The organism is Oerskovia merdavium, assembly GCF_014836755.1.
GTDB classification, from domain to species: Bacteria; Actinomycetota; Actinomycetes; order Actinomycetales; family Cellulomonadaceae; genus Oerskovia; species Oerskovia merdavium.
Genome location: NZ_JACSQF010000005.1, coordinates 1 through 12,643 on the forward strand (window position 1 = coordinate 1; position 12,643 = coordinate 12,643).

Annotated in this window: 8 protein-coding genes and 1 pseudogene; 3 read left to right on the plus strand and 6 right to left on the minus strand. The window is 66.9% G+C overall.

The features are described 5' to 3' along the window. Positions 1 to 539, plus strand: a pseudogene (locus H9641_RS20020) (IS3 family transposase); the annotation flags it as partial. Positions 540 to 733: 194 nt separating this feature from the next. Here H9641_RS20020 and H9641_RS06070 read toward each other — a convergent pair. The 6 genes from H9641_RS06070 to H9641_RS06095 form a co-directional block, all read right to left on the minus strand. Next, entirely contained in the window at positions 734 to 2,557 is a 1,824-nt protein-coding gene (locus H9641_RS06070) for a glycosyltransferase family protein (RefSeq protein WP_318244405.1), read from the minus strand. Positions 2,558 to 2,847: 290 nt separating this feature from the next. Continuing rightward, a complete protein-coding gene (wecC, locus tag H9641_RS06075) occupies positions 2,848 to 4,113 on the minus strand; it encodes a UDP-N-acetyl-D-mannosamine dehydrogenase (protein ID WP_191801959.1) in 1,266 nt (421 codons plus the stop codon). A gap of 20 nt (positions 4,114 to 4,133) precedes the next feature. After that, a complete protein-coding gene (locus tag H9641_RS06080; RefSeq protein WP_318244406.1) occupies positions 4,134 to 5,819 on the minus strand; it encodes a glycosyltransferase family protein in 1,686 nt (561 codons plus the stop codon). A gap of 340 nt (positions 5,820 to 6,159) precedes the next feature. Next, positions 6,160 to 7,443, minus strand: coding sequence for a mannose-6-phosphate isomerase, class I (gene manA / locus H9641_RS06085; protein WP_191801962.1), 1,284 nt, complete (start codon positions 7,441 to 7,443; stop codon positions 6,160 to 6,162). A 16-nt stretch (positions 7,444 to 7,459) separates the two neighbouring features. Further along, positions 7,460 to 8,929, minus strand: coding sequence for an NCS2 family permease (locus H9641_RS06090; RefSeq protein WP_191801964.1), 1,470 nt, complete (start codon positions 8,927 to 8,929; stop codon positions 7,460 to 7,462). Between the two features lie 68 nt (positions 8,930 to 8,997). Beyond that, positions 8,998 to 10,515 carry a sugar transferase gene (locus tag H9641_RS06095; protein ID WP_191801966.1) on the minus strand — a complete coding sequence of 506 codons (1,518 nt, stop codon included), beginning with the start codon at positions 10,513 to 10,515 and terminating at the stop codon, positions 8,998 to 9,000. Between the two features lie 589 nt (positions 10,516 to 11,104). On the opposite strand from H9641_RS06095, the gene H9641_RS06100 reads away from it, so the two are divergent. Together H9641_RS06100 and H9641_RS06105 are read left to right on the plus strand one after the other, a co-directional pair. Further along, the gene (locus H9641_RS06100) at positions 11,105 to 11,353 is read left to right on the plus strand and encodes a DUF2530 domain-containing protein (protein ID WP_225220090.1); all 249 of its coding nucleotides are present in this window, start codon (positions 11,105 to 11,107) and stop codon (positions 11,351 to 11,353) included. 251 nt (positions 11,354 to 11,604) lie between these two features. Continuing rightward, positions 11,605 to 12,612: a fatty acid desaturase family protein gene (locus H9641_RS06105; protein WP_225220081.1), complete on the plus strand. Its 1,008-nt coding sequence runs from the start codon at positions 11,605 to 11,607 to the stop codon at positions 12,610 to 12,612. Positions 12,613 to 12,643 lie beyond the last annotated feature (31 nt).

Genomic DNA, 12,643 nt, shown 5'->3' on the forward strand with positions numbered 1-12,643 from the left:
TTGCTCGAACGTGACTTCACGGCGAGCGAGCCGAACACCCGCTACGTCGGGGACATCACCTACCTGCCCTGCGCAGATGGCGGCTTCCTCTACCTGGCCACCGTCATCGACTGCTTCTCGCGCAGGCTGGTCGGGTGGTCCATCGCCGACCACATGCGCACCGACCTGGTAGCCGACGCCCTGCTGTCCGCCGCCCGTGAGCGTGGGAGTCTCGCCGGCGCGGTCTTCCACAGCGACCACGGCGCCCAGTACACGTCCAAGGACTATGCGGCCCTGTGTAAGACCCTGGGCGTGAAGCGCTCGATGGGCAAGGTCGGCACGAGCGCGGACAACCGATGGCCGAGTCGTTCAACGCCTCGCTCAAGCGCGAAACGCTCGCCGGCGCCCACGGCTGGCCCGACGCCCTCCAGGCTCGCCGCGACGTCTTCGCGTGGATCACCCGCTACAACACCCGAAGGCGCCACTCCACCTGCGGCTACCGCAGCCCCGTCGACTACGAGAACGCCCACCACAAAGCTACGCTGGCACTCGCCGCGTGAAACCACCCGCGTGTCCACGATCAGGGGTCAAGCCCCGGGATGGCGTCTGGGCGCGGTCAACATCCTTCCAGCAGCACCCTCAGATACCACAGGTCAGGTATCACCCATTCGTGCAACATACCCGGTCGACAATCCTGGTCAGCATGGCGGGACAACGACTTTGCCGGGGCTCTGGCCGGGGTCCCGCTGTAGTACTAGATACTGACATGCTCTCGGGGCGATCCTGTCATGACGAAGCGACCCGACGCAAAGAGCTCGTCGTCACCGACTGTCCACGTGTGCGCACCGGGCGCCGCATTACGATTGATCACGAAGTTGAACCGATCCGCTGCATAAATTCGCCCGCCTGCCAAACTGACTGCGCGCAGGAAGGTCGAGTCTTCAGATGACCGTCGATCTTCAAAACCGATCTCGCGGAATACTGCTCGGGATCCTGTTAATGTCGCTCCCCGAACAAAGTCGGTGTAGCGATGCTCGTGCGACTCATAGTTGATTACAGTAGCGTTCCTGGATTGGAAGTAGATGTACGACGCCGCCTTCCCCACGATCTCCGCATCCGCGAAGTAGTGCGCGTGGCGCAGATCCTCCAGATAATGAGGACCGTAGTAGTCGTCATCGTCCATCTTTGAGACCAGATCGCCGGATGCCGCGTCCACCATTCGATTTAGGACGGCGCCGAGCGACTGCGAACGTTCCGCGCTCAACAGAACGAGGTTCTCGACTCCACTCTGCCGAGCAAGCCTTGCAGCATCTCCAGCGTCAATCTCGAACCCGTGCGTGAGGAGTACGAGCTCAGGATTCACTGCTGACTGGCGTGCAACATTCCGGAATATCTCCTCGACGTTAGCGGGACGGACGGTCGGCACAAGGATGGACACCGATGGTGTCCTGTAGCTGTCCGGGATGCTCGCCGATTCCAGCACCTTCGCAACACGGTGGGTGTATGTATGCGCACTCCAAATCCGACGCTGAGCAATGTGCACCTGTCGCTGCCGGTACTCCTCGGAGCGCAAAAGCCCGCGAAAAGCATGCTTGGCGCTCTTCTGATCACCCGCGGTCGCAATTTCCCCCGTTGGGAAGAACGTATCGATCGCAGGGGAAGGCGGAGAGACAATCGATGCACCCGATGCCGTCACCTCGAAGATGCGTCGCGCACACATGCTCGGAGAATCTACGACTGAGTTGACGTTTATGAACACCTTGTAGCGATGGTACGCCATGAGCATCTCGGGGTATGCGAGACTCCCACGCACGCTTTCGTCGAAAGGCGCTGGAAAGCGATAGTCTTCATTCTTGCCCAAATGTCGCGAATAGATGTCAAGTTTGTGGTTCTTTGCAGCTGGCAGCAAGTAGTCGAGCTGTTCTCTGCGCTCAGGGTACTTGTGTCGGAAGTACATCCCGCCAAAAGCGACCTCGAGATCACGGTGGACCTTTCCTGGTCTCGCCGGGTTGTGGTAGCGGGCCTGTGCAGCAAATGGGAGGACGCCGACCCTCTGATGCCCTAGCCTTTTCTTGTACTCGTCGACACAGTTGACGTCCGTGGTGAAAACGTGATCAAAGAGCTGCGCGGTCTCGAGGAAGTCCTCAAAATGAGGAGGATCCTCCTTGTTCCAGAATACTGTTGGGATTCCACGTCGGCCACATTCCTGGATCAGGTCTACCAAAGCAGGCCTGGGCGCCGACGTGCCGACGACATGATAGAGCCATGCCCCGTCATTCCCATTCCAGGCTGATTCCACAAATAGAAGGTCTATCGCGGTCGTATCGAGCGTTACGCGCCACCCTTCGGGCGTGACGGCGTGCTGATTCCACTCCGGCGCAAACGCGGCGGCTGAGAATTCATCGAGAATCACGGCGACATTCAGACCGGGTCTCCGTGGAGCGCCAGCGTTCATTTGAAATGGCGGAAATGCGAGGCCGTTTGCCGTCGGAATGTTCAGATGAGTCTTGGGCTGAGGCTTGGAGGCGCCAGGACCACGCTGAGCACTGTCGCCGAGCCGATCAAGCTCGGATGCCACCTGGCGCACTATTGGCGCCGTCCGGCCGGTAGTACCCGCAATGTTCGCAAGTACTGCCGTGTCTCGCCTCTGACGCGCCTGGATCTCCTTGAGGATTTCCAAACGCGTCTGCATCTGTCGGCGCACCGTACGTATGGTCGACGCACAGGCAAGCAGAACGGTCAAGACGATCAAGGCAGCTGCAAGAGATCCCCACCAAGGCAGTCCCAGTGATACGCAGAGGACTCCAAGGAGGGCGGATAGTGCGACGACCGCCGTGAGGACTGCCAACTTGAGGCCACGACGACCCATCACTTCACGCCAACGTTGACACGGCGAACGATCCCGCGTGTGTCGATGAGACGCGACGCGTCCGCAAGTCCCGCTCCAGCCGCGACAAACTGCTCGTGGTCCACGAGCAGAACCGAGACGTCGGCCCGACTCAACGCGCCCTCGAGTGACACCAGCTCGACGTTTCGGCGGTTCGCCAATTCCTTGGGGAGCTCCTCGATGTGCGGCTCGACGACGAGGATCGTCGCATCGGCCATCTCGTCTGCGAGTTGCCCGACGATCTTGCGCGCCGGCGACTCACGGAGGTCGTCGATGTTCGCCTTGAAGGCGAGGCCCAGTGCGGCCACGGTCGGGTTCGAGACGCCCTCGGCTGCTGTGCGTACCTTGTCGATGACCCACTGCGGCTTCGCGTCATTGACCTCGCGGGCAGTGCGGATCAGTTGTGCATCCTCAGGGGCTGCGTCGACGATGAACCAGGGGTCGACGGCGATGCAGTGTCCACCCACGCCCGGGCCCGGCTGGAGGATGTTCACGCGTGGGTGGTGGTTCGCGAGGCGGATCAGTTCCCAGACGTCGATGCCCAGGTTGTCGCTGATGACCGAAAGCTCGTTCGCGAACGCGATGTTCACATCGCGGAACGAGTTCTCGACGAGCTTTGCCATCTCCGCCGTCACGGCGTCCGTCAGGAGGATCTCGCCCTGGCAGAACACCTGATAGAGATCGCGAGCCCGCTCAGCAGCCTCGGCCGTGAGGCCACCGACGATACGGTCGTTCGTGACGAGCTCGATCATGACGCGCCCAGGGAGCACTCGCTCCGGGCAGTGCGCGACGTGGATGACCGGGCGGTCTCCCGAGCCGTCCAGGCTCAGATCCGGACGGGCCTCGAGGATCCAGTCAGCCATGCGCTGCGTCGCCCCGGGAGGGGACGTCGACTCGAGGATCAAGAGCTCGCCCCCCTGCAGCTGGGGCGCGATCGCCTGGGCAGCAGCCCGGATGTACGACAGGTCCGGCTTCATACCGTCGGTGAAGGGTGTGGGCACGGCCACGATGAAGGCGTCCGCCGGTGACGGCGTGAGCGCTGCGCTCAACTTCCCCTGCGTCACGGCCCCCGCGACGTACGTCGCCAGGTCAGGCTCGACGAACGGGACATCGCCGCGGTTCACCGCGTCGACAGTCCGCTGGCTGATGTCGACCCCCAGGACCGTGAGGTCCTGCGACGCCAAGATCGCGGCCGTCGGAAGCCCGATGTACCCCAGTCCGATCACCGCGACAGAGCTGATGCCCATGGTGTTTCCGTTCTCCCTGCTCAGACGAGGACGTGCGAGTCCGCACGCCCGTAGAACTCGACGCGGCCGCTCGCAAGCAGCTCGGCGTCAGTGACCGACCAGGTGTGCGCCCCGGAACCGGAGCGCACCTGGACAAAGCTGAAGCGGTCCGCCGAATACACGCGCGCCCCCGCATCCACAGCATCCCGGAGGAATCCCGAGTCCTCGCCGCGGCCCACATCGTGGAAGGGTGTGCCCGCCGCCAGGTCTCGCCGGGCGACGATGGTCGGTCCCATCACGAAGTCCGTGAAGCGGCGCTCACGGTCTGCGAAACGCAGCAGCGTGGCGTCCATGCCCTCGACGTACATGTAGTGCGCCTGCTTGCCGACGACATCCGCACCGCTGTAAACCATGGCGTACAGCTGGTCGGAGAGGTACTGCGCGCCGTAGAGGTCGTCGTCGTCCATCTTGGCCACGACGTCTCCGTCCGCGGCGGCGACCAGGCGGTTGAGGCAGCTTCCGAGCGACACATCAGAGCCAGCAGTCAGGAGCACCAGGTCCTCGACGCCTGCCTCTTTGGCACGCAGACGCAGGTCCGCCTCGTCGACCTCGAAACCGTGGGTCAGCAGCGCCAGCTGCAGCGTGACCTCCTGCTGGCTGCCGACGGTCCGCAGGACGTGGTCGAGCTGGAGCGGCCGGTTGGTCGAGACCAGGGCAGTGACCGACGCGCGCGGCACCGCGGGCGAGTCCGCCAGGCCGACGCCGTGCAGCACGCTCTGAACGCGGGCCCCGTACGTGTGCTCGCGCCAGATCCTGCGCTGCCCCAGGTGCGTCGCGCGGTCGCGCAGCTCCTCGGAACGGACGAGCGCCCTGATCGTGTTCCCTGCCTCGGCGCGGTCGGAGACCACGAACACCTCGTCCGCGGGAAAGAACTCCCCGATCGCGCGGCTCGGGGTCGTCACGACAGGTGTGCCGCAGGCCGTGATCTCGAAGACCCGGCGAGCGCACATGCTCGGGGAGCCCACGATCGAGTTCACGTTGAGGAACACCTTGTACTCGCGGTAGGCCGTGAGCATCCGCTCGTAGTCCAAAGAGCCCACCACGCGGTCGGCCAACGGCTCCGGGAACTGGTAGTTCTTGTCGCCGCCCTGGAAGCGAGAGAAGATCTCCAGCCCGTGCTCCATGCGCGACGAGACGTCGAACGCCCCACCCAGGAGCAGGTCCATCTGCTCACGACGTTCGGGGTACTTGTGGGCGAAGTACATACCGCCGAACGCGACGTCCCGCTCCGGGCCGCGCCCGTGCGGCCGGACCGGGTTGTGGATCGCGGGCTGCGCGGCGAAGGGGAGAACGCTCACACGGTCGTGGCCGAGCCGCGCGACGTAGTCAGGTACCCGGTCGACGTCGGTCGTGCAGACGTGGTCGAAGAGCGCCGCCGCATCGAGGAAGTCCTCGAAGTGGACCGGGTCCTCCTTGTTCCAGAAGACCGTCGGGATGCCCCGCTCACGGCAGTACGCGACCAGCTCGACGAACGCCGGCCGGGGGGCCGACGTCCCGGTGAGGTGGTACTGCCAGGCCCCGCCATTGCCGTTCCATGCCGACTCGACGAAGAGCAGTTCGATCGGTTCGTCAGCCAGCACCTGACGCCATGACGAGGGCTTGAGCAGCACCTGGTCCCACTCGAACGCGAACGCGAGCCGGGAGAAGTCGTCGAGGATGACGCCCACACGCAAGCCAGGCCGAGCAGGGAGACGGCCAGAGAAGTCCCACGGGTCGAACGTCAGTTCGTCATGACTGGTGCGGTACCCACCTTGCCCGCTCCCCGGGGAGGGAACGCGCTGCCGACGCAGGAAGGACTGCAGCTGGGAGACCCCGCCATGCCGAAGATGCCAGAGGGCCCGGCGCGCCGCGCCCAGACCCCCGCCCCTGCGAGTAGTCACATCTGCCATCCTGCTCGTTGCCTTGGAGCACCCGTATCCAGCGCGGACGCGGGAAGTGCTCGGACGAGCAGGCCTCGGAGTGCGGCACTATAGTACCGCTCCCAGGTGGCTCACAGTGGCATGTGCCTCACGGCACGTACGCGACGACCGTCCGCCCTGATCCGCGCAGCGCCAACGTTCCTGCAGCGTGCGGGACGAAGACCGACTCGCCCGCGCGCACCACTGCCTGCAGAGATTCACCCGGTGTGCCACTACCGGCAGCAGGACACTCCACCTCGATCTGCCCGTCGAGGACCAGCACGATCCGGGGCCCGTCGGCCGGCACTGCCACGGACCCGTCGCCGACGGTCACCTCTCCCATGACGAGCGCGAACTCCGGGATCGCCGCCCGGTACTCCTGCAGCCTGCCGCCGGCCGCGAGCGTGCCCCGACGTCCGGGCGCGGTCCCCGCCCCGAGCCGCCGGACCCGCGGGCGGGCCGCAGGCCCTGGTGCGTACGCGACGCACGCCAGCAGGGCCTCGACGTCCACCCGCTTGGTGGTCAGCCCGGCACGCAGCACGTTGTCCGAGCTCGACATGACCTCGACCGCGCACCCCGAGAGGTAGGCGTGCACGTGCCCGGCCGGGACGAACATCGACTCCCCCGGCTCGAGCGTGACGCGGTTGAGCATCATCGACACGATCGCCCCGGGATCCCCCGGGTGCTGCTCCGCAAGAGACACCACGGTGGCGTCTGCGCGAGGCGACGTCGTGCCCGCACCCAGCCGAGCAGCGACGTCGGCGACCGTCACGGCCAGGTCCGCTGCGACGTCGGGCAGGGTCCTCGCGTGCAGCGCGAGCGTGAACGCCTCCTGCAACCCGGCTGCAGAAGGGCGCGCCGCGAGCGCGGCCCGCATCCGGGCGACCAGGTCCCCCCGGAGCCCGTCGAGCAGCTCCAGGACCCGCGCCGGACGCCGGAACCCCGAGAGTCCCTCGAACCTGCTGATCGCGACGACCATCTCCGGCTTGTGCTGGTCGTCGTGGAAGCTGCGCTCGGCCGACCCTCGTGGGATGCCCGCCCGGTTCTCGCGGTTGAACCCCGCCCGCGCCCGGTGCGGCTGCGGGTGGACCTGCAACGACAGCGCGCGATCCGCCGCGAGCACCTTGAGCAGGTACGGCAGACGAGGTCCGTACTCGTCCAGCACACGCTGCCCGAGCATCGCGACCGGGTCGGCGTGGATCAGGTCCGCCAAGGACGCCGAAGGCCCGCCGTCGGCCGAAGCCGACGACGGGCCCTTCGGGTGTGCCCCCATCCACATCTCGGCGAGGGGACCTCCGTCCTGCTCCAGCCCCAGCAGGGAGTGCAGGGCGCTCCTCGAACCCCAGTCGTAGGACTGGAGCGTGGGCGTCAGGTGCAGGATCGGCGAGGTCATCGCCAGCGAGCGTACGTCAGACGCCCAGGGCGTCGCTGATCGGGTCGAGGGTGAAGTAGATGACGAACGCGGCCGCGGCCACCCACATGAGCGGGTGGATCGCCTTGATCTTGCCCAGCGCCAGCTTGATGACCACGAACGCCAGGAAGCCCGCACCGATCCCGGCCGTGATCGAGTACGTGAAGGGCATGAGCGCGATCGTGAGGAATGCCGGGATGGCCACCTCGACGTTGTTCCACTTGATGCCCGTGATCTGGGTCATCATGAGGAAGCCGACGAGGACCAGGGCGGGCGCTGCGGCCTCGCTCGGGACCAGGGCGACGAGCGGCGAGAGGAACGTCGCCAGCAGGAACGCGATGCCGGTCACGACAGCCGAGAGCCCCGTGCGAGCCCCCTCGCCCACGCCGGTCGTCGACTCCACGTAGCTCGTGTTGGACGAGACGCTCGCAGCGCCGCCGGCGGCGGCCGCGATCGAGTCGACGACCAGGATCGCGCGCGACTTGGGCGGGTTGCCCGTCTCGTCGAGCAGGCCGCCCTCCGAGCCCACGGCGACCATGGTGCCCATGGTGTCGAAGAAGTCCGCGAGGAGCAGCGAGAAGACGAGCAGCACGACCGTGACGACGCCGACCTTCTCGATCGAGCCCAGCAGCGAGAACTGGCCGAGCAGGCCGAAGTCCGGCACGGAGACCGGGCTGCCGTCGAGGGCCGGGGCGTTCAGGCTCCAGCCGTTCGCCGCACCGGCGCCCTTGGTGCCGACGCCCGCGATCGCCTGGATGACCACCGCGAGAACCGTCGCAGCGAGGATCGAGATGAGGATCGCGCCCCGGACCTTGCGGACCCACAGGACGATCATGAGGACCAGGCCCACCACGAAGACGAGGATGGGCCAGCCCGCGAGCGACCCGGTCGCACCGAGCTGGAGCGGCGTCCCGCCGCCCGAGGCGACGAAGCCCGCGTTGACCAGGCCGACGAGCGCGATGAACAGGCCGATACCGACGCTGATCGCGGTCTTGAGCTCGACCGGGACGGCGCGGAACACGGCCTCCCGGAAGCCCGTGAGGACGAGCACGAGGATGATGAGGCCCTCGATGACAACGATGCCCATCGCGTCGGCCCACGTGACGTCGGGGATCGTGGCGATCGTGAACGCGACGACCGCGTTGAGGCCGAGGCCTGCGGCCAGAGCCATGGGGTAGTTCGCGAAGACGCCCATCGCGATGGTCATGATCCCGGCGACGAGCGCCGTGGTGGCCGCGATCATGGCCATGTTCGGCCCGTCGGTGCCGCCGCCCAGGAAGCGGCCCGTGCCGTCCGCACCCGAGAGGATGATCGGGTTCAGGATGATGATGTAGGACATCGCGAAGAACGTGACGAGACCGCCACGGATCTCCGCGCCGATGGTCGAGCCGCGCTCGGTGATCTTGAAGAAGCGGTCGATGCCGCTGGAACGCGGGGGTGCTTCGCGCTCGTCAGTCGTGGTGGTCATGGGGAGAATGGTGCCAGATGTCGTGTCGCGCCCCCGAATCGGTGGCGTTACGTGCTAGTGAACGACGCTCAGTACGCCCCGTGCCCCGACACCACGGCGCGCGCCGTGCGGGCCAGGATCAGGAAGTCGCCGAACATGGTCCAGTTCTCCACGTAGTACACGTCGAGGCGCACGCTCTCCTCCCAGGAGAGGTCCGAGCGGCCACCCACCTGCCACAGGCCCGTGAGGCCCGGCTTGACCAGGAGGCGGCGACGCACCTTCTTCTCGTACTGGCTGACCTCGCGCGGCAGGGGCGGGCGCGGGCCCACGAGGCTCATGTCCCCGCGCAGCACGTTGAAGATCTGGGGCAGCTCGTCGAGCGAGTACCGGCGGATGAAACGACCCACCGGGGTCACGCGCGGGTCGTCGCGGATCTTGAACAGCAGCCCGGACCCCTCGTTCGCCTGCGCGAGCGCCGTGAGGTCGAGCTCCGCGTCCACGCGCATCGAGCGGAACTTGAGCATCGAGAAGGTCTCGCCGTTGCGGCCCACACGCCGCTGCGAGTAGAAGACGGGGCCCTTGCTCGTGAGCCACACCGCGAGACCCACCGTGATCAGCACGGGCAGGAGCAGCACCGTGAGGATCGCCGCGCCGAACCAGTCCGAGATCGACTTGAACACGAACTTGGGGCCCGTGAACCGCGGGGCGTCGACGTGGAGGAGCGACACCGACTCCGCGGGGGTGATGGTGATGCGCGGACCGGCCACGTCGACCAGCTCGGTCGTGAGCATGAGGTCGACCCCGACGGGCTCGAGCTCCCAGCTCAGGTGCCGCACGACGTCCGCGGTCACGGCGTCCGAGCCGCTCACCGCGACGCACCCGGCCTCGACCCGTGCGGCGATCTGGCCCGCGGACCGCAGGTCCCCGAGGATCGGGACGCCCAGGATCGAGTCGCCGTCACGCACAGGGCCGCTGGGGATGCACACCGCCACGACGCGGTAGCCCGAGCTGTCGCGCTCGTTGAGGTCGCGGATCAGCCGCTCGGCCTGGTCGCGGTGGCCGATCGCCAGGACAGCGGTCCGGTGCGAACCGGCGGCACGCTTGCGGTGGAGCCACTGGCGCCAGAGGTAGCGCCCCAGGAGGAGACCCCCGAGCCCCAGGGGGAACGCGACGACGAGGTAGCCGCGCCCCTCCGGGAAGCGGAAGAGGAAGGCGAGGATCGCCAGGACGGCGAACAACCGCCACGAGGAGTCGAAGACCCGCTGGTACTCGGTGGGCCCGCTGCCGACGATCCGCACGTCCCGCGTCTTGGAGAACGCGAGCGAACCTGCCCAGGCGACGCCGATCAGCACGCTCAGGACCAGGTACGGGACGCCGACGTCCTCACGGACCGGCTGGCTGATGAACTTGTCCCAGCGCAGGAAGTAGGCGGCGACGACCCCGACCATGATGGCGAGCGTGTCGGTCGCCACGAGGCGGATCCGGTACGACCTGTCCCAGGAGACCTCGGCGAACGACGCACGGGCCGCCCGGAGAGGAGCAGCAGGCGATGCGGTGAAGATGTGGCGGAGTCCACGACGCGTGTCGTGGATGACGCTTCCGGCCATGGCCCGGCTACCTCTCGATAAAGTCCTGCAGCCGACTTCTTGACTGCGCGGAACGACTCATACTAGGAGCCGCCCTCAGGTAATAAGAATGCTGCGAACGCCTTTTCACCCGGGTGAGAAGGTTGCAGACGCCCGGGTCTCAGCCTTGTGATTCAGCGCTTCCGGGCAGGGAGCACCCGTGGGGGCTGAAGCAAGAATGGGAGTCGGACGACCGTCCAAATAAAGGTCCCGACGAAGTGATCTCCTGGGGGACGCTGCGGTGCGCCACCCCGAAACCTGGACGTGCGTCCAGATCCGAGCGTTCATCGAGCCTTCGGATACTAGCGGCTGTCGAGGCGCCGACGGAACCCTCGTCCATCGTTCGTCTCACACAGGAGAGATGGGCGAGCCCTGGGGTTGTGACGCCGATCACCGGGTGAAAGGGGCATCGTGCCGGAATGAGGGCATTCAGCGGGCCCGGAGCCGCCTCAGCACGCACCGGGGCGCCCCCGCACGGCCGGCACGTCCACTCCGGCCTGCTCGTCGCGCTCGGTCTTTTCACCCGCTCCCCCCTGCACGCGACCGGCACTAGACTCGTCGCGTGCCCTCGATGATCTCCCTCCTGATCCACCCGGAGCGGCGCCGCCCCAACCCGCCGGCGCTCCGCGTCGACCTGCGCCACGTGGCTCTCGTCGGGATGTCCCTCTGGGCGATCGCCCTCGCCGTCTCCCTCGTCCTGCTCGTGCTCGGCCACGCGACGTACGAGGCACCCGCGACGTGCGGCGCCGGCCTCCTGCTCGGGGTCGTCGGGCTCGCGTGGGAGCGCAGGAACCGCGCGGAGTACCGCTCGTCCGAGTGAGCAGCACTCGCCGGGGGCCTTCGTCGGCCCGCTTCCCGCGCCGCCCTCCCGATAGGGGGGACAGCCCCATAGTTCTTCACCTGCCCCGTTCGTAGAGTCGATCACGCGGCGTCTTGTTCTGCGTCCGCCCCCCGATCCACGAGCGGACGATGATGACGGCTAGCAGCGCGGTACTGGACCTCGACCCTCCTCAGTCGAAGGCCCCGTCGGCTCGGCAGCGACAGGTCAGCGACTTCTCCGAGCTGACCCGCATGGTCCAGGAGACCGGGCTCATGCGCCGCCGCTACGCCTACTACTGGGCGCGGTTCGCGGGCATCGTGGCGCTGCTCGCCGCGTGCGGCGTGGGCATGGTCCTCCTGGGCGACTCGTGGTGGCAGCTCGCGATCGCGGGCGCGCTGGGCGTGCTGTTCACGCAGATGGCGTTCCTCGGCCACGACGCGGCGCACCGCCAGATCTTCCGCTCGGGCCAGTGGAACGACTGGGCGAGCCTGGTCATCGCGAACCTCTTCGGCGGGCTCAGCTACGGCTGGTGGCTGCACAAGCACTCCAAGCACCACCAGAAGCCCAACGTCCTGGGTACCGACCCGGACATGATCAACGGCGTCCTCGTGTGGGAGACCGAGACCCTCGAGAAGCCCAAGACCGGGATCCGAGGGTGGCTCGCGTCGCACCAGGGCTACTGGTTCTTCCCGCTCCTGCTCCTCGAGGGCCTCAACCTGCACGTCAACGGCCTCAAGACGATCTTCGGCAAGGAGCCGGTCAAGCGTCGCGCGGTCGAGATCACGTTCGTCACGATCCGGCTCGTCGGGTTCGTCGCAGCGGTCTTCCTGCTCATGCCCGTGGGCATCGCGTTCGCGTTCATCGGCGTCGAGCTCGCCGTGTTCGGCTTTCTCATGGGCGCCTCGTTCGCGCCCAACCACAAGGGCATGCCGGTCATCGCGCCCGACGTCAAGATCGACTTCCTGCGCCGCCAGGTCCTGATGAGCCGCAACATCCGCGGCGGCCGCGCCGTGGACGTCTTCATGGGCGGCCTCAACTTCCAGGTCGAGCACCACCTCTTCCCCAGCATGCCGAGCCCCGCGCTGCGCAAGGTCCGCCCCATGGTCATCGAGTTCTGCCAGGCCAAGGGCATCAAGTACACCGAGACGACGCTGATCGACTCCTACCGGATCGTCATCGCGTACCTCAACCGGGTGGGCATCGCCTCGCGCGACCCGTTCCAGTGCCCCCTGACGGCGCAGTACCGCTCGGCACGCTGAGCACACCGCCGGACGCACCGCCACGGGCCGG